This window comes from Psychrobacter sp. 2Y5 (assembly GCF_051847375.1).
Classification (GTDB): Bacteria; Pseudomonadota; Gammaproteobacteria; order Pseudomonadales; family Moraxellaceae; genus Psychrobacter.
In genome coordinates, this window is record NZ_JBPYDA010000020.1 from 1 (window position 1) to 18,776 (window position 18,776).

Consider the following 18,776-nt stretch of genomic DNA (forward strand, 5'->3'; position numbering starts at 1 on the left):
TTGCCAGGTGCGGAGGATTTACTGCCTGAGAGGTTACCGATTGAGATGCTTCTATTCGATAGGGCTTGTGCTTGTGGACCGATAGCGGTGGCATCTTCGCCTGTCGCTGCTGCGCCAAAGCCTAGACTGACCGCTCTGAGGCCAGTGGTGCTCGCATCTTTGCCGATGGCTATGGCGTTATTAGTGGAAGCTATGGCACGCGCTCCAATAGCAACGGTTCCATCAGCAGTGATATTCTGTCCCGCCTCAAAACCCATAGCGACGTTTTGCTCGCCTGTCACTCCACTGCCGGAGCTATCGCCAATGGCGCTATTACTGTTTCCAGTCACCCCTTGACCGGCTAAATTGCCAAAGGCTGAGTTAAAATTGCCTGTAACAGACCTACCCGCTTGCGCACCTACCGCGGCGTTTCTACTTCCTTCTACTTGATTACCCGCTTTTAGGCCGAGTCCAAGGTTGATATCGCCTTTGACAAAGTTGCCTGCTTCAGCGCCGATACCGACATTGATTTTGCCATCGATCTCAGAGCCAGACTCCGCCCCTAAAGCGATGTTGTCACGTCCGACCACCTTAGAGCCTGCGCCAAAGCCAGTGACAGATTTATCACCGCTGCCGCCAATAGCGATATTTGAGCTATTTTGAGAAGAGGTCGATTGGTTGCCTGCCAAATCACCTAACGAAATACTTCTAGGACTGCTTGCTTGCGCATTTGGACCTATGGCAGTGGCGTCTTTAGCAGTAGCCTTTGCGCCAAAGCCAAGGCTGACCGCTCTGAGGCCAGTGGCGCTCGCATCTTTGCCGATGGCTATGGCATCAGCACCAGTAGCCCCATCGTTATTCTCGTTACCGCCGCCTGTAGATTTTACACTGAAGTATTTGATCTTTTGGGCGGCAACTGTATCGCTTAGATCATCTATACTAGCGTTAGTAGCGAATAACTGAGAACCATTTACCCCATCCGTTGAGCTAGCACTTATTGCACCGCCAGCGACATTCTTGATTTGACGCTCAGCACCTACAGAGCCTACCGATAATTGCGCTCCTGTTTTTATAGTATTATTATCGTCTAGTACATTACCAGCAAAAGTATAAGTCTCGCCATTGATCACCACAGATTTCTCAGAGGTTGCATCATTTTCAGTCAAGCTGCCGGCACCAAGAGCTACCGAACCATCTTTTGAAGCTGAAGCTGCTACCCCAAAAGCTGAGGCTGCAACTCCAGCTGTACTAGAATGCACCCCGATAGCGGTAGATAGAGCCCCTTCAGAACGTGATTTTGCCCCAATAGCAATAGAAGCATCCCCTGCTGCTTGAGTATATCCAGCATACTGTTGGCTAGTATCAAGCAAGTCGCGTTTGGCATAAGAGCGGAATACTTTATTGACTGTGCCGCCATTTAGAGTGCTACTTGGTGTACTACCATCGACATTAGCTTGTGAAGCGGCATCTAAATCATCACCGCCCATAGCAATAGAGGATGCACCGCTTGAGACGACGTTTGCACCAATCGCGATGGACTGTTGACCACTAGCAGTCGTTCTTGGTGTTGCTGCATTATCCTGCACTCCGCCGATAGCGATAGACTGACCACCAGAGGCGATAGCATTCTGTCCTAATGCCAAGCTCTTGCTACCTGAAGCTTCAGCGTTCAAACCTAATCCGATTGCTGCTAGCCCTGAAGAGCTCGCATCTTTGCCGATAGCTATCGCATCAGCACCAGTAGCCCCATCGTTATTCTCGTTACCGCCGCCTGTAGATTTGACACTGAAGTATTTGATTTTTTGGGCTGCAAGCGCCTGATTGGTAGCATTTAACTGACGACCATTGACCGCCTCAGTGCTACTAGTATCAACCGCTCCGTCTACAACACCGCTTATTTTTTGATTACCTGCATCGATACCGCTCTTTGTAAATTTTGCACCCCCAGCGATGGAGACACCGTCATCATCCATTACGCTACTACCCGTCCTGACACTGCCATCAGCCGATAAATTGATGTTCTTTGCCAGTTTGATAGTTAAGGTTTTTACCCCAAAAATATTATTAGCAGGGTTACTATCACTAATGACACCAATATTGCTGTCACTTAATTTAGCAATATCAGTCACACCGCCGTTGACATTTAAGGTGCCTAGGGCATTAATATTATCGCCAATATCACCTTGGTAATTGACCGCTGCTATCGTCTGCACACCAACGCCACTTATAGCTAATCCTAAGCACAAAGTACTCAAACGCAGCAGACGCGTAGTTGCTGTAGTGGAAGAAACTCCTGAAGTCACTGCCGTATTTGAGGACTTGCCGCGACTCTTGGCATACTCTGCCACAGCAGTAAAACAGCCTAATGAGCGATTCCAGATAACTTTATAATTGCGATTCATGACAACACTCCCTGTGTAATAATAGGTCATTAAGCTTTGTCAGAAACCACATACCTTTGGCTAATGTAGTCGCTAATAAAATTTTTTTAAGGGCCTATTAGTCATATAAAACGGTTAGTTGAGCTACGTACTGAGATAAATACTATTTGCCTATTGATACAGAGCTAGAACGTCTCTCATAACGCATTTTATACTATCAATTCATTATTGTGAATATATATATTAGATAAAATGAATATAATTATAAAAATAATAGCTTGTTTACAAAAGCTATTGATCTTATTGAAGATGCTCCAAAGTATTATTAGCGCGCACGGCTAAAACAAACTAACAGACAAATATGCTCAAAAAAATCAAAGGCTATTGTCGCTAAATTGGTCTATCCTCTAGTCATTAACCAGCGTATTAATCGCTCTGGTTACGCTGATATATTGGATAGGGATTTGCTACTTTTAGCTTGATTTAACAGTCTTTAATGACTTTGAGAGCATGACTTTGAGAACATGATTTTAAGAGGAGCAAAACTAGCGCTTTATTTACTAGTCTTCGCTTTTTTGACTACTTAATGGTTGACTTTGACATTCAGAGGTAGTGGTTAATAGACAATCTGTTAGCCACTTTGCTGGTGATTATACATTTTCATTCCGCCCCAAGTTACTAATGCCACCCCAAGGGCAATCAAAGAGCCGCCCAAGACTAAGCCTTCTGGCACAGCCTCCCCTTGTAACAGTACGGCGACTGGCACCCCTACTATTGCCCCAACCGCGCCGAGTAAGCTTAAGAGTACTGGACCACCCGTCTGTTGCAGTACAAAGAGCAGTAAAAACTGACCAGCGAATATGCAGGCTTGTAAGATAATCAAGCCTATAGGTAGCGCCGCAGTATAAGGAACCGCTAGAGTAAAGGTTGGCAAAATACCCACTAAGCCTAGCATTATGGCGGCAGCAATCAGCATGCCTGGTGCCAAAGCGATGGGAGAGGCGTCATCTGGCCAACGTAGGCTACGATAGATATTGCCAATAGCTAGCAGAACAGGCCCGCACAGAGCTAATACTATCCAAAACACACTAGCATCTGGCGCTGAGAATTTACGAGCGGCCAGCACGCCAGCGCCAGCCAATGCCGCTGCCACCCCAATAGCTCGCCAAGCATTAAACCGCTCAATACTTATAGCGAGCGCTGCTAGATAGGTCAGTAGTGGCGGTAAAGAGATAATCAGCGCCACAAAACCGGCGCCAACATGAGGAATCGCTGAGAAAAATATCAAGTTAGAGCCTGCGACACTGACCAAAGCTGCCACGACATAATACTCAAAGCTACGAGCACTTGGCGCCAACACCTCATCGCGCATATAAGCCACGACAGACAAGATAATAGCTGCCCCGCTAATCGACCAAAATAAAAACGCTAATGGCGTCAGACCAATCTCAACTGCATATTTTGCTAAGTTAGTGGAGATTCCTAACAGCCCTCCTCCGACGACTAGGCAAGCTAAAGCAATAAACCAAGTGCTTGGCTTTCGGACTATTGGTGGTTTAGAGATCTGTCTCATTACTCATCCATAAAGCTAAGCTTATTATCAAAACGACAGGGTAACAAACTAGCTGGTGAAAGGTTATTCATTGACCATGATAGCAGTAAACCAAAAGGCCAAGACTTATTAAATCTTGACCTTTTAATTGGTAAATTAACATCGTCTAATCCTATAGAGCGCTGTCAGCGTATAACACTATTGTTTTGCCGCCTCAATCTGTACCTTTAACACTACATTTTCGCTAATACCTAATAAGGTATATTTATCAATATTCCATTTTCTACGATCAATCGTGGTGGTAAAGTCGCCACCGCAGACTTGCCCTTTGGCAATAAAACTAAAATAACAATTGAACTTAGTGGCGCGCAAAGTAATAGGATGGGTCTGACCATGCAGAGTCAAATTGCCATCGACTTTGGTCACTGGCAACTCTGATTTATCGTTAGCGAAATGCCATTGGGTAGAAGTAAAAGTGGCTAAAGGGTAGTTGTCAACATCAAAAAAATCTGCGCTTTTGAGGACATTATCGAAAGCGACATTGCCAGTGTTTATGCTGTTCATGGGAATGACCATAGAGACCGCGCCAATCTCAGCGCTCGGGTCGTACTGCACTTGCCCTGTTAAGTTATAAAAGCCGCCGGAGTTGGTCGAAGTCTTAAAATGGTCAATCTCAAAGCGGACGTTTGAGTTATCGGGTACGATAAGATAGCTGTTGGCATGGCTACTGACCGTCGGCAGTAACGCGATGGATAGTAAAGACAGTAGAGCGAGCGGCTGACGATAAGCCGCTATATTAAGGTTAAGCGCTAAAGTCAGCATGGCACATTCCTTTGTGGTGATGATTAGTATAATAATACAATTTGAGCTGTTAGACACTTACTATTCACTTCTCTAACTGGCATTTTGTGGCTTCATACTAATCAATCAGCAACCTGATCCTGCTGCTTATCACGGCCATGCGGAACAAGCCACTTACTAAACCAGTTAGAGACATCATCCATCAAAGTGTAGACGACTGGAATCACGACCAGACTCAGCAAGGTGGAAGTCACTAAGCCACCTAACACCGCCGCCGCCATCGGACGCCGGAAAGTCGGATCGGCATCGCCCCAACCAAACACTAGCGGCAACATGCCTGCACCCATCGCGATAGTGGTCATAATAATCGGCCGTGCGCGTTTGCGGCAAGAGTCTATCATCGCATCGAAGCGTGCCAGTCCTCGATTTTGCGCAATAATGGCATAATCGACGAGCAAGATAGAGTTCTTGGTGGCAATACCCATCAACATAATAAAGCCAATCATTGAGGGCATCGACAAGCTACTATTAGTAATCACTAAGCCCACAAAAGCGCCGCCTATCGATAACGGTAGCGCCATAAGGATGGTGAACGGCTGCAACAACTTACCAAATAATAAGATTAACACCCCAAAAATACAGATAATACCGACTGACATGGCGATGACAAAGCCGCTAAATAGCTCTGCCATGTTCTCCGCCTGCCCTTGATCGATAATGGTAATGGAGGTGGGAATATTTTGCATAGTTGGGGTGTTTTTCACCGCTTGTACCAGCTCCCCAAGCTCGCCATTAGCAGGCTGTACGGTAATGCTAATAGCGCGCTCCCGATCTAAGCGCTTAATCTGCGCCGGACCGGTACCGAAGTCTAGGCTTGCCACCTCACTTACTCTGACGCCTTGTCCACTAGCATTGTTACTAGGGACATAGAGACCTTCTAGCTGATTGACGCTCTCTTTGGCGACATCAGGCAAGCGCACGACAATGGGAATCTGCCGCGTATCGAGATTAAGCTTAGACAGCTGCTGCTCATAATCACCGACTGTGGCGATACGTAAGGTGGTGGCGATATCTTGGGTGGTCACGCCTAAATCTGCCATCGCTAAACGATCGGGGGTGACCGTCAACTCTTGACGCGGTAAGCTGCGATCGCTAGTCACGTCGCCTGCCATCGGTAATTTACGAATATCTGCCATGATTTGCTGAGCGGTTTGCTCAAGCACTTGCGGGTTAGTACTGGTGAGTGAGAAGTTATAGCCAGTCTCGCCACCACTAGATAAGCCAACGGTGAAGCGCGCGCTCGGCACCTCGGCGAGTAGTTGACTGATCTTACGCTCAATCTCTTGCTTAGAGGCGCGCTCGGCACGTGGTGCCAGCACAACATCTAGACTAGCAATATTTTCTGCTTGATTACCACCGACAGAGTTTGCTTCCATAGCGGACTGCGCCGCACCCACCGAGGTAAAGATATTGGTCACCCCAGGTAGCGCTAAGATACGTTCGCTTGCCATCGCTGCTACGCGCTCAGTATCCTCTAGCGCCACATCAGGCGTCAGCTCGATGGCGACTCGGGTTTGATCGATATCATTATCTGGTATAAAAGCAGTTGGTAGCAATTTGACAAGCATCAGTGAGGCGACAAACAGTACTAAAGTTGCGCCCATTGTCAGCCAGCGATGATGTAGCGTCCAAGACACCACTTTGAGATACCACGCCATAGTTTTGCTTTTCTTTTCAACTCGCTGCTTCTCAGGCCGCAGCACATAAGCGGCCATCATCGGCGTTATCAATCGTGCCACCATTAATGAGGCAAAAATAGCCAACGCCGCTGTCCAACCGAACTGGCGGAAAAACTGACCGACCACGCCGCCCATAAAAGCAGTCGGCAAAAACACCGCTATTAAGGTAAAAGTAGTCGCAACAACGGCCAGTCCAATCTCATCAGCGGCCTCCATCGCCGCTTCATAAGGCGTCTTACCCATGCGCAGATGGCGAATGATATTCTCCACCTCAACGATAGCATCGTCGACTAACACCCCAATGACAAGAGATAGAGCCAACAAAGAGATGATATTAAGACTAAAATCGAAAAGATACATCGCCAAAAAGGTCGGAATGACTGATAAAGGTAGAGCCACCGCAGCAACAATAGTGGCTCGAACATTTTTTAAGAATAAAAATACCACTAGGACCGCTAAGATACCGCCCTCGATTAACATCTTTATCGAAGCCTTATAATCCTCTGCGACTGGTGTGGCCCTATCGTAGACTTTTTCGACACTGATATTGCTCATCTCCGCATTGAGCTTGGCAAGCTCTGCATCGACGCGCTCCATCACCTCTACCTCACTGGCGCCGCGAGAGCGAGTAATATCAAAGGCCACTACCGTTTGTCCATCGAGCTTGGCAATCGAGGTCGGATCAGCCGCGCCATCGGTGATCTGTGACAGACGTCCAAGCTCCTGCGTCGTGCCAGTAGTAGGCACCGTTATTTGTAGATCATTCAAGGCGTCAGCACGATCCACTGCGCCTAATACGCGAATGGTCTGCGTGGTGTTACCGACTTCGGCTTCACCGCCTGAGCTGTCTTGCTGAATACCGGCTAGCTGCTGCGAGAGCTGGACAATGGAGAACTGTAAGCCGCTTAGGGCAATAGGGTCAGCGGCGACAGTAATCTCGCGCTCAAGTCCGCCGATACGGCCAACTTCACTGACGCCAGGAATGTCGGAGAGGCGCTTAGTAATGGTGTCATCAACGAACCAAGATAAATCCTCGACGCTCATATTATCAGCCGCGACTGAGTAGGTAATCACTGGGAAGCCAGCAGTCGAGACTTTGGTGATAATCGGATCGTTCGCGGCTGCCGGTAGATCTCCTCTGACTTCACCGACTGCCGAGCGCACATCATCGACCGCTTCTTGGATATCCTTTTCGAGTACAAACTCAGAAGCGATCGTCGCTGCGCCCGTTTGTAGGGTAGTACGAATATGCTTGATGCCCTCGATACTGGTTATTCTGTTTTCAATCTTTTTGGCGATGTCGTTTTCTAACTGCGTAGGCGCAGCACCAGGCAAGGTGACAGTCACCACGACGGCTGGCAAATCAATGTCCGGAAACTGCTGGACTTTCATTTGCATAAAGCCATAAACACCGCCCAAAGTGAGCAGTACAAATAGCAAAATAGCAACTAGCGGGTTTCTAATCGAATAAGCGGAGACATTTAAATTCATAGGGATGCCTGCGCTGCGCCAGTAGCTGCTTGCGCTTGCTGGCTTGTGTTGTCATTCACTACCCGCACTAGATCGCCATCATTGAGGAAACTGCCGCCTTGCTTGACCAGCCGACTATCGGCAGGCAGCGGCTCTGTTACCGCGACCTTATCACCGAGACGCTCCCCTAAAGTCACGCGCTGCTGCTGAATACGGCCAAGGGTTTTGCCATCTTGCACCTTTATGTCGGTGACTAGCATCACATAGTCGTAACCGTCGTTACTCACGATGGCCGCGTTCGGGATAGTTTGCGCGCTAGCGCTACCTAATAAGAACTCACCCGTCTGATACATACCCGAGCGCGCCGCTGGGTTTTTATTTAGACTGGCATAGATGGTAATTTGGCGGTTACTATCAGCAGTTGGGGCAATACGGCTCACCTTACCCATTACCGATTGGTTATTCGGCAGGCTGACTCTGACCGGCGTGCCTACCGTTACCTCACCGATAAGCTTAGGGTCGATATCCGCTTGCCACTCTAAAATGCCATTTTTGATAATAGTAAATAGCGACTCGCCTGCCGATACCATACCGACTTCCGCCATTTTTTTACTGATAATACCACTGACAGGCGCGGTCACTTGCGAATTATTTAGGTTTAATTTTTGATTACTCAGGCGTGCTTTTGACGCTTGCAGCGCCGCTCTTGCTTGTAGCTCTGAGGTGCGATAACGATCGGCTTCTTGACGACTTATCGCGTCGATATCAATCAAAGGCAATACCCTAGCGGCATCAGCACTGGCATTGGCGAGCGTCGCTTCTGCTTCGGCTACCTCCGCTTCGGCTTGCAGGATTTGCTGCTTGGCGGCATCGGAATCAAAGATGGCTAACACTTGACCGGCCTTGACCTGTTGACCCTCTTCTACTAGCACTTGTTCAATCGCCACTCCATTGACCTTGGCGCTGACATTAGCAGTATCTTTAGGGCTAATGGTGCCATCAGCACGCAAATTATTACCGATGCTATCTTGGCTTGGCAGCACCGTTTCTACCGACAGCACTGCTTGCTCTACACTGTCTATGTCAGAGGCGCTATTGGCTTGAGTATCAGAGCTGGTCACCACTTGCTCATCACTCGCAGATTCATTACTGCCCCAATACCTTCCTAACAGCACACCGACCACCAGCATCACTGCTAAGACCGGTAGCAGCCAAGGCGGCATTTTAGTATTATTGCTAGGGACTTCAGGTTGACGATAAGGCGGTAAGTCAGCGTTGCTAGTTGCCTTTTGATCATCAACAACTGGCTTGCCATTAGGGTCTTGAAGGTCACTCATAAGCGGTCTCTATAAATAAGGGCCATAGCGAAAATCTAGCGACTAAAAATCTAGCGACTATCCGTCTGTTAACGGTGATAAACAGTCTAAAAAACAGGCATAAGTTTTGAACATTGTAGCTTATCCCATCAGCGCGTCAATGCGTATGGATATCTTGCGCGTCTATATTCTGGTACTAGGATAAAAGAGCAAGTCACTGAATCTCATCGAAAATTTGCTTTTGCTGATAGCAAGTTAGCAGCATGGTAGTGGTCGTACTGTCGCTGATAGGATTTTTTCATTCAGCTTAAGTCTAAAGATGACGCTCATCGAACTTATCTGCCAAGCTTAAGCTTTGACTCAGCACTTTTGCGCTACACCAACTGATGATATCGCCCGGCAGACGAATGGCTTTGCGATTCACTATCCAAAAGTCAGTCAAATCGCTACTTTGCTCGCTTAAGAGCTGCGCTATTAGCTTGCCATTGAGATGCGTCAGGGAGACGCCATGACCGATACAGCCACAGCTATAGATGATTTTATTGGAGTTCAGATAGCCGATCTCCGGTGTCATATCGAGATTGACCGACGTCGGGCCGCCCCATTGGTAAGCTATCTTAATATCTTGTAATTGCGGATACAGCCATTTGAGATGCTCCTCACAATGCTGCCAAGCGCTGTTATTGCTATCTTTGTCCATATTACTGCCGTAGGCGACGTCGATACGGCCGCCGCCCATAGTGATACGCCCATCTACCGTTGGCCGAAAATAATGCACTAAGTGTCTGTTATCTTCAAAAGCTTGTCTTTTTTGCCAACCAATAGCTTGCCACTGTGCGTCAGTCAAAGGCTCGGTGATGATTTGATAGGTCCAGATAGGCAGTTGTTGGTTTTTGAGTTTGACACCAGATAGGGTATGAGAATAACCGTTGGTAGCGATGACAAGTTTATCGCTAGTGACCTCACCTTTCGGGGTAGTTATTTTAATAACCCGCGCCTCTTGAATATCTATAGCTGGCGTGGTTTCATAGATCTGTACCCCAAGCTCTTGGCAGATTCTCTTTAGTTCTCGGACTTGCTTAGCTGGGTTTAAGAGGCCGGTCTCACTCTCATAAATCCCCGCGAGAAATTTATCGCTGTTAAATTCTTTAGCTAACAAATCCTGCTGCCGCCAAGACATATCGCTATCGATGCCTAGTTTTTGAAACAGTTCATAGCTACTGGCGAGTCTGTTGAGCTGCCTATCACTATAAGCCACGCGCAGCATACCTGGATGCTGATAGTCTGAGTCGAAGTTGTGCTCGTCTACTAACTGCTGCACATGCTTGACCGCTTGCATCATATATTGATGCGCCTCGATCGTTTTTTGCTCGCCCCAGCGCATGACGATGACCTCAGGTTCAAGGCCGAACAGCTTCATACTAAAGCCGCCGTTACGCCCGCTAGCCCCGTAGCCAATCACTTTTGATTCAAGCACGACTACCGTAGCATTAGGGTTTATTTTCTTAAACTCATAGGCACAGCTCAGACCGGTAAAGCCGCCACCGATGATACAAACATCCGCTTTGATATTAGCAGTCAACGGCGGATTAGCATCATAGTGTCCATAACTATTTAACCAAAACGACTTCTCCGCAAACCTCATCTGCTCATTAGCCATCATCAGTCTACTTCCTTGTAAATCAGTAGCCTACCGTCCGTTAACAACACAAAAAGTCGTAGCTTTTACGGAGCATAACTTTTGGCGTGCTACTAAGATGCTAGCCTTTATTATTTAAGCTGTGTATCAAAGAGAATTATTAAGCGTTGGTATAGCGACTGGCCTCAGGCATCCAGCGATGAATGAGTTGGCTGACATCGGCTTTACGGCTAGCATCTGCAATCAGATGGCGAGCCAAGCGCTGGGCAATAGCGAACAGCTCTTCATCGCGAATCAGATCTGCCAAATAATAGCCGATATTACCGGTTTGCCGTTTACCAAGTAATTCCCCTGGCCCCCTTAGCTCTAAGTCTTTTTGAGCGATGACAAAACCATCGGTACTGTCTCGTAATACCTTTAAGCGTTCAGTACCGGTCTCTGACAATGGCGTCTGATAGAGCAGCACACAGAAGCTTTTGGTCGATCCTCGTCCTACGCGCCCGCGCAATTGATGCAATTGTGATAACCCTAGACGTTCGGCATTCTCAATCACCATAAGCGACGCATTGGGCACATCAACACCAACTTCGATGACTGTTGTCGCAATCAATAAATCCAGCTTGCCTGCTTTAAACTGCTGCATAATAGCTTGCTTATCAGCGCCTTTCATCTTGCCATGCACAAGACCAATGCGAATGTCTAAGCGCTCATTGAGATCCTCAAAAGTAGCTTCAGCCGCTTGTGCATCTAAGACGCTAGACTCTTCCACTAAAGAGCAAACCCAGTAGGCTTGTCTGCCCTGAGCACAATTAGCCGCGATACGCTCGATCACCTCATCACGGCGGTTGCGATCGACAGTCACCGTAGTAATCGGCGTGCGTCCGGGCGGTAGCTCATCAATAATAGAGGTATCCATATCGCCATAGACACTCATCGCCAGCGTGCGCGGAATCGGCGTTGCCGTCATGATCAGCTGATGCGGGGTACTGCCAGCGACACCTTTATTAGTCAAGGCCATCCGCTGCTCGACGCCAAAACGGTGCTGTTCATCGATGATCACTAAACCTAACTTGGCAAACTCAACCGTATCTTGAAACAGCGCATGAGTACCAACGACGATTTGTACGCTGTTTTCGCTTACCGCTTCCAAAGCTTCACGGCGCTGCTTCGCCGTTTGCTTACCCGCCAGCCAACCGACCTCTACTCCTAATGGCTCAAACCACTGTTTAAAATTGAGCAAATGCTGCTCAGCTAAGATCTCAGTCGGTGCCATGACTGCGACCTGCCAGCCACTATCAAGCGCGTAACCCGCCGCCCCTGCTGCCACTAGCGTCTTACCTGCGCCGACATCGCCCTGCACAAGTCTGAGCATAGGGATAGAGGTTGCCATATCAGCGGTAATATCTCTCATCACCCTTTGCTGCGCGCCCGTTAACTCAAATGGCAAGGCAGCAAACAGCTTATCGGTCAGCGCACTTTGAGTAGTACATTTTGGCGCTTTATACTGATGCAATTGTTGACGGCGGTACAAGAGACTAAGCTGATGGGCGGTCAATTCTTCGATAATTAAGCGCTGACAGGCGGCATGCGTACGGGCAGTGAGCTGAGTCAGCAGTTTATATTGTTGATCGGCATCGGTATAAGTCGGCGGTGTATGCAGCAGTACCAAAGCTTCAAATATCGATAAATTATAGACGTTATGATGCTGATTATGGTCAGTAGTGACAGAGGCGAGCTGGTAAGCTTCTGAGTTATTATAAACTGCGGGATCAGCTTTACTGACACTACTACTATCCGGCACGCTACGAGCGAGGGTCGAGAAGATATCCTCAACATCTGGTTCAATAGCTTTAGCAGGTTCAAAGGGCGCTAAAGGCAAATCGGTGACGACAGCGAAATCAGCGCTAGTAAATAGCGTCATCGGTAGGCCTTGGCTACGCACCGTTTGTAGCGCAAGCTTAATCAAAGTACGCAGCTTGTTTTGGTGTAAGCCCTTTACAGTCGGATAGATAGGCTGCAGGCCAATATCGGTGACGGGCACCCCATCGGTGATGATCTGATATTCAGGATGATGAATTTGCTTACCATAACGGCTAACTTTGACCTCACCAAACAGCTGCAACCGAGTTCCTAAGCTCATTGTTTGCGCTAGTCCTCGATAGACTTTAAAGAAGCGCAAACCCACAGTCCCAGTGCCATCATCGATGATGACGGTCATGCCGCCGCGTTTATTATCGATATGCACTACCCGGCCGGTGATGAGCGCCGCTTGTCCATGTGCCACGTCACTGATAGCGACTTGGCGACTCCGATCTTCGTAGTCTCTTGGCAGATGCAATAACAGATCAAAGATACGCACGATACCTAGCAGCGCCAATTGCTCAGCAACTTTTGGGCCAACGCCTGCTAATGCGGAAACGGGCATATCTAGCGCTGAGGCCGGCTCGCTATTGACCGGATGCGTTATCGATTGAGTCGCAGGGAGGGGCATCAAAAATCCTAATTCAGTTTTTTAACTTAGAGTCATAGGCTTGGTTCTACTATTATAACTGACAAGCATCCTTATTATGCTAAGCTATTTAGCACTGCTACTTTCGAGATTGCTATGTTCCGTGCCATAAGAATTTATCGCTTTCAGCGCTCACTGACTTTATTTATAAAAATAAGCTTACTCACTACTATAAGCTTACTGGCTAGCGCCTGCAATAGCCTTACGCCAGTAGCCCATTCAGAGCCGCCCGCGCCCACCGCCCCTAGCGTGGCATTAGTATTAGGTGGCGGCGGTGCCAAAGGGTTTGCGCATGTTGGCGTTATCAAAGCGTTAGAGGAAAATGGCATTACCCCAACCTTAGTAGTCGGTACTAGCGTGGGTAGTATTATCGGTAGTGTTTACGCCAGTGGCTATACGGCGGCTAGGCTCGAGCGCTTGGCTCTAACCACAGCCGATAGCGAATTGACAGATTTTACTTTATCGAATCAGGGAATTATTGCAGGTATCAAGCTCAGAGATTTTATTAATACCCAAGTGATGCAGCAGCCGATAGAAGACTTGCCCATTGCATTTGCAGCGGTTGCAGCTGAAAAGCATACTTTAAAAAAGGCAGTGTTTACTACTGGCGACACTGGACTTGCGGTGCAAGCCTCTAGCAGTGTACCGAAAGTGTTTATTGCACCGCGCATCCCTGCAAAGATTGGTAAAAAATATATCGATGGCGGCGTCGTCAGCTTAGTGCCTGTTGATAGCGCCCGCGATTTAGGGGCAGATATTGTTATCGCGGTCGATGTTACTGCTCCTAACACTAAACATAAAAGCGCGGATAGCTTTAACACTGCTTTAACGGCTATCACTTCGTTGAGCGGCTTTTGGGGTCTGTTAGAGAGCCGCTTTATAGCCAATGCCAATGCGAGCCCTAATGGATTAGCTAACAATCGCAGCACTAAGATGCGCTTAGAGCGTGATCGCGCGGATATCGTTATTATCCCAGAGGTTGGTCACTTAAGCTCATTGGATAGCAGCCAACGCCGAGCGCTTATTGCCGCAGGCGAGCAAGCGGCTAATAAACAAATGATAGCTATCAAACAACTGATCGCCGACAAAACTCAGAGCCTCTATCCAGAGTAGCTAGGCAAGGTCGTTGTGCAAAGTGATTGATTTCTTTTGTATTTATCTCATACCACTTGTTGAAGATAGCGATAGAAAGTCTGAGCATAAAAAAACACTAGCATTACGCATGTTAGTGTTTTTTTATGCTTACCGGCGGCGCCTGACCCTTTTTCAATGCCGCGCTCACAACCAATGAATGACTGCCACCCTATGTCAGCATCCGGCCCAGCAATGTACCTGGACCTGCGCCTGTACTTGCGCCTGGCCAAACAGCTGCGCCTGTATGGTACAACCCTTCGATCGGCGTCGTGCCATCAGAATAGCCCAGAACCGGACGGAAAATCGCGTTTTGTGACAGATGATGACTGCCGCAGACCTGATCACCACCCACTAGGTTTGGATTGTCGGCCTCCAGATCACGCGGGGACACGCAGCGCATGCCAATAATCCGGTCGCGCAGGCCGGGAGCGTGACGTTCGACGATATCCAGCACACGCTCGGCAAAGGGGGCCAGTGCTGTGTCCCAATCGGTTGCGTTAATCTGTCCGGCGCCGTCGCCTTTAATCTCGCCAGGCACCATTCGCACTTGCAGCCAAAGCGTATGTTTGCCTGCAGGGGCGCGGCTTGGGTCAATCGCGGTAGGCTGCCCCACAACGATCATCGGTTCTGTCGGCAAAAGCCCGGCTAGTGGTTGTTGATAGGCCAGCGCCATGGCATCGAGCGTTGGGGCGATGGTGACATAGGCATAATCGCGCAACTCCGATCCGGCGCGCCAGTCGGGCAGATCGGACATAGCCAGGTGGATCATCACCGTGCCGGGCGCATGCCTAAAGGTGTCAAGTCCGGAATCGTAGTCGGCGTTGCCGGTAGTGCCAGTCAGACGCGCTAGCGCCTTTGGCGCAACATTGGCGATGATTGCCTTGTTTGCACTAATCTGTCTGCCATCAGCGGTTTCGACAGCTTGGGCCTTGCCATTCTTATGAATGATGCGCGTCACTTCAGTGTCACACTCCACCGACCCGCCTTGCGCTTCGATCTCGGCAACCATGGCGCGGATGATGGTATCCGCCCCGCCCTTACCCAGCGACAAACCGCCGGCCTGATCGCCGAACGCTTCGAGATAGGGAAAGATTGCGCCGCTTGCAACATCGGGCGCATAGTCTACATGCATGCCCCAAGGTGCCAGTGCGGCGCGGATCTTTTCGCTCTCAAACGTACGGCCTAGCCAGTCGCGCGGCGAGGACAGCATAAAGCGGATCAAATCGAACGTGCCGCCCAAGCCTTGCTGGCGCAGCGCTTTGAACCCAAGGCCTATCAGCGCGGTCGATTTCATCGGACTGGACATCAAGCCGCCAATGATTGCCGCGCGTGATGCAAAGCTGTCGGTTAGAGATTGCCACGTTTTGGCATCTCGTTCAGAAAATGCCGCGATGCGAGAGACGTTGGCTGCGGTATCGGTACCGACACCAAACCAGGTTCCATCGTCATATACCGAAGCAAAGCAGTTTTTTGCAGTCACAAACTCTGCGCCGTGACGTTCCAAAGCCGAGCCGAAATCCGCGTAGAATGCTGAATTCTTGAAGTTCGAAACGTTCATCGCGGCCCAGTCATGCCTAAACCCCGGTTCGGTCAATTCTTGCGTCTTAACAGCGCCGCCGGGCATTGGGGCACGCTCTAAAACACGAACGGACCAGCCCGCCCTTAACAGGTAAAGCGCACAAACCAGGCTATTATGTCCCGATCCGATAATAATCGCGTCTTGGTCATCGTTGCTCATAAAACTACTCCTTTAAAAGGACTAAAAGTAGATTACAAATATCACTACATAATTTAGGGTCTGTTCTCCTAATTTGGAGACTAGCTACTCAGCGGTAACGTAGCTCTGAGAAATTACCTTCATAAACGCTAAACAAGCTCACCATCCATGATAGGTGCTTGCCCTGTCATATAATCTGAACTCGGACCCGCCAGATAAAAAACAAAAGATGCCATATAATCTGGTGTATGCGTTCTACCTAATGCAATTTATTTGAGGCTTAGCTTTATTTTACCTTCGCACGGTACTGCACCATCACTGTATCATTGAGGCCTACTCCTTCGATATCCCAACGTACTGCCTTATAATAGCCCAAAGGAATCTCTTGGCTTTGGCCGTTAACATTGCCTCTTAGTGGCATACGAGCGAAAGAGTTGCCATCGACGCTGCCATAAGGAAAGTCTGGCATGACGCCGCCTAACAGCTCAACCTGCTCAGGAATACTCATAGTGACTGTCATTTTGCGCACTCGATCAGCATTAGTATTGGTAAAGTAGCCTTGGTACTCCAAGATATTACCAGATTGCAGGCGCGTCTCAGCGGTGACTGGGACTAAAACCTCATTACCATTTGCATCGACACTGATAAGCGAGGCGGTAATCTTAGTATTCACCGCCTGTGCATTGGAGTTAGCATTAGAGGAGTTACTAGAATCAAAAGCCGCTGTTTGTAGAGCAGTAGAGCTATTATCAAGCGCCGGCTCTGGAGTGGGAAGCATAGCTGAGGCTTGCGTGACGACCATTGCCCCGACGAGCGTGCCAGCGACAACATGAAATAAACGGTGACCGCCCCAAGCAGCAAATGGGTTGGCAAAATGGTTGCTTTTTTTCATAATGATTATCTTTCCTAGTTGATATAGCAAAAACAGTAGATGGGCAAATGATAACGCTTAGCATAGCAAAAAGCTATTCTAGCTACATCAGCCCCGTGTTTAGGTTATGTATATCATTGACCTTCCATAAGAGCCGAGAGTAGTTGAATAAAAAGATAGCTCATAACGGGGTTTTTTGCTATGGTAAATCTTTAATCTTCCTATTTATCCTACTATTACTGTTCCTATTATGACTACTAGCGCCATGCCACAGATTAACCCTGAATATGTTCATTGGTTTCGCAACTCTGCCCCTTACATTAATACGCATCGCGGCAAGACGTTCGTGATTATGTTCGGCGGTGAAGCGGTGAAGCACCCGAATTTTAGTACGCTGATTCATGACTTTGCTTTATTACATAGTTTAGGTATAAAGCTGGTCTTGGTACACGGAGCCAGGCCGCAGATTGAAGACAACCTAAAAGAAGTCAATATCACCTCGCCGCTGCATAAAGATATCCGGCTAACACCGCGAGAAGCGATGCCAAGTATCTTACAAGCGGTAGGCGCTATACGCCTGCAGATTGAAGCGCAGCTATCGATGGGACTTGCTAACTCGCCCATGTATGGCTCCCGCATTGACGCGGTTTCTGGTAACTTTGTCACCGCGCGCCCTTATGGTATCCGCGATGGTGTTGATTATCAGATGACCGGAGAAGTGCGCTCGATAGATGTCGATGCGATCAAGAACAACTTACTGCATAATCACATCGTCATTTTGGGCTCTATGGGCTACTCTGCTACTGGTGAAGTCTTTAATCTATTAGCAGAAGACGTGGCGCTTAGTGCCGCTGTCGCTCTTAATGCTGATAAGCTAATCTTCTTAGGCGAAGAGGCGGGTATCCAAGATAATGGTCGCCCGCTGCATGAGATGATTCCGAACGAAGTGGATCGCTTTTTGCGTGAGCGCGATATCAATCATGAGATCAATTACTTCTTACACTGCGCTAGTAGCGCTTGCCGTCAAGGCGTGCATCGTACCCATATTATCTCTTATGCCAAAGACGGCGCGTTGCTAGAAGAGCTCTTCACACGCGATGGTTCAGGAACGCTAATCAGTCACGATCCCTACGAAGAGATTCGCCGAGCGAACATCGATGACGTGGTCGGTTTGATCGAGCTATTAACCCCGCTTGAGGAACAGGGCATTTTAGTCGCCCGCTCGCGCGAACGTATCGAACAAGAGATTGACAACTACAGTGTCATCGAGCGTGATGGGATGATTTTAGGTTGTGCCGCGCTTAATCCGCTAGATGACAATTCAGCAGAAGTCGCCTGTGTTGCTATCCACCCTGATTATCGCAGCGGTAGTCGCGGTGCTGATTTATTGGCATTTTTAGAGCAGCAAGCGCGTAGCCATGGGGTGCATAAGTTATTTGTATTAACGACTCGTACCGCGCATTGGTTCGTTGAGCAGGGTTTCGCTGAGGTCGACAGTAGTGATCTCCCTGAGCCGCGCCGTGATCAGTACCATAATGGCCGTAATTCTAAAGTCTTTCAAAAGACGTTGTAAACTATACTTTCGCGCAATAAAAAAGCCCCAACCTGAACTGACCCCCATAAGTTGGACACAACTTATGGGGTATTTTTATGCGTTACGACCTAGAC

The 18,776-nt window shown here is 48.5% G+C and carries 11 protein-coding genes; 2 read left to right on the plus strand and 9 right to left on the minus strand.

Translation table 11 applies throughout. From position 1 onward, the window contains the following. From ACS8E3_RS12780 to recG, 7 genes are all read right to left on the minus strand, one after another. A partial coding sequence (locus tag ACS8E3_RS12780) for an ESPR domain-containing protein (RefSeq protein WP_439244696.1) occupies nt 1-2,381 on the minus strand: 2,381 nt, incomplete at its 3' end. 610 nt (nt 2,382-2,991) lie between these two features. Continuing rightward, on the minus strand, nt 2,992-3,933 hold the full coding sequence (locus ACS8E3_RS12785; RefSeq protein WP_439244698.1) for a DMT family transporter: 942 nt from the start codon (nt 3,931-3,933) through the stop codon (nt 2,992-2,994). 177 nt (nt 3,934-4,110) lie between these two features. Beyond that, nucleotides 4,111-4,734, minus strand: a complete 624-nt coding sequence (locus ACS8E3_RS12790; protein ID WP_439244700.1) for a YceI family protein — start codon at nt 4,732-4,734, stop codon at nt 4,111-4,113. A 101-nt stretch (nt 4,735-4,835) separates the two neighbouring features. Next, nucleotides 4,836-7,943 carry an efflux RND transporter permease subunit gene (locus ACS8E3_RS12795; protein WP_439244702.1) on the minus strand — a complete coding sequence of 1,036 codons (3,108 nt, stop codon included), beginning with the start codon at nt 7,941-7,943 and terminating at the stop codon, nt 4,836-4,838. Next, nucleotides 7,940-9,259 (minus strand): efflux RND transporter periplasmic adaptor subunit, encoded by a 1,320-nt coding sequence (locus tag ACS8E3_RS12800; RefSeq protein ID WP_439244705.1) that lies wholly within the window; start codon nt 9,257-9,259, stop codon nt 7,940-7,942. The genes ACS8E3_RS12795 and ACS8E3_RS12800 overlap by 4 nt, the downstream gene beginning before the upstream one ends. Before the next feature lie 292 nt (nt 9,260-9,551). Then, nucleotides 9,552-10,901 (minus strand): NAD(P)/FAD-dependent oxidoreductase, encoded by a 1,350-nt coding sequence (locus ACS8E3_RS12805; RefSeq protein ID WP_439244707.1) that lies wholly within the window; start codon nt 10,899-10,901, stop codon nt 9,552-9,554. Between the two features lie 136 nt (nt 10,902-11,037). Further along, nucleotides 11,038-13,368 (minus strand): ATP-dependent DNA helicase RecG, encoded by a 2,331-nt coding sequence (gene recG, locus ACS8E3_RS12810; RefSeq protein ID WP_439244709.1) that lies wholly within the window; start codon nt 13,366-13,368, stop codon nt 11,038-11,040. Nucleotides 13,369-13,482: 114 nt separating this feature from the next. On the opposite strand from recG, the gene ACS8E3_RS12815 reads away from it, so the two are divergent. Then, nucleotides 13,483-14,499, plus strand: a complete 1,017-nt coding sequence (locus tag ACS8E3_RS12815; protein WP_439244711.1) for a patatin-like phospholipase family protein — start codon at nt 13,483-13,485, stop codon at nt 14,497-14,499. A 190-nt stretch (nt 14,500-14,689) separates the two neighbouring features. Here ACS8E3_RS12815 and ACS8E3_RS12820 read toward each other — a convergent pair whose 3' ends face one another. After that, nucleotides 14,690-16,258: a phytoene desaturase family protein gene (locus ACS8E3_RS12820; RefSeq protein WP_439244712.1), complete on the minus strand. Its 1,569-nt coding sequence runs from the start codon at nt 16,256-16,258 to the stop codon at nt 14,690-14,692. 265 nt (nt 16,259-16,523) lie between these two features. Continuing rightward, nucleotides 16,524-17,129, minus strand: coding sequence for a hypothetical protein (locus tag ACS8E3_RS12825; protein ID WP_439244714.1), 606 nt, complete (start codon nt 17,127-17,129; stop codon nt 16,524-16,526). A gap of 229 nt (nt 17,130-17,358) precedes the next feature. Here ACS8E3_RS12825 and argA point away from each other — a divergent pair, with 229 nt between their 5' ends. Next, the gene (gene argA, locus ACS8E3_RS12830) at nt 17,359-18,681 is read left to right on the plus strand and encodes an amino-acid N-acetyltransferase (RefSeq protein WP_439244716.1); all 1,323 of its coding nucleotides are present in this window, start codon (nt 17,359-17,361) and stop codon (nt 18,679-18,681) included. Nucleotides 18,682-18,776 lie beyond the last annotated feature (95 nt).

Bases quoted from the DNA above. Each gene is read 5' to 3' on its own strand.
- ACS8E3_RS12785 (WP_439244698.1), bottom strand. From the start codon at position 3,933: ATGAGACAGATCTCTAAACCACCAATAGTCCGAAAGCCAAGCACTTGG.
- ACS8E3_RS12790 (WP_439244700.1), bottom strand. From the start codon at position 4,734: ATGCTGACTTTAGCGCTTAACCTTAATATAGCGGCTTATCGTCAGCCG.
- ACS8E3_RS12795 (WP_439244702.1), bottom strand. From the start codon at position 7,943: ATGAATTTAAATGTCTCCGCTTATTCGATTAGAAACCCGCTAGTTGCT.
- ACS8E3_RS12800 (WP_439244705.1), bottom strand. From the start codon at position 9,259: ATGAGTGACCTTCAAGACCCTAATGGCAAGCCAGTTGTTGATGATCAA.
- ACS8E3_RS12805 (WP_439244707.1), bottom strand. From the start codon at position 10,901: ATGATGGCTAATGAGCAGATGAGGTTTGCGGAGAAGTCGTTTTGGTTA.
- recG (WP_439244709.1), bottom strand. From the start codon at position 13,368: ATGCCCCTCCCTGCGACTCAATCGATAACGCATCCGGTCAATAGCGAG.
- ACS8E3_RS12815 (WP_439244711.1), top strand. From the start codon at position 13,483: ATGTTCCGTGCCATAAGAATTTATCGCTTTCAGCGCTCACTGACTTTA.
- ACS8E3_RS12820 (WP_439244712.1), bottom strand. From the start codon at position 16,258: ATGAGCAACGATGACCAAGACGCGATTATTATCGGATCGGGACATAAT.
- ACS8E3_RS12825 (WP_439244714.1), bottom strand. From the start codon at position 17,129: ATGAAAAAAAGCAACCATTTTGCCAACCCATTTGCTGCTTGGGGCGGT.
- argA (WP_439244716.1), top strand. From the start codon at position 17,359: ATGACTACTAGCGCCATGCCACAGATTAACCCTGAATATGTTCATTGG.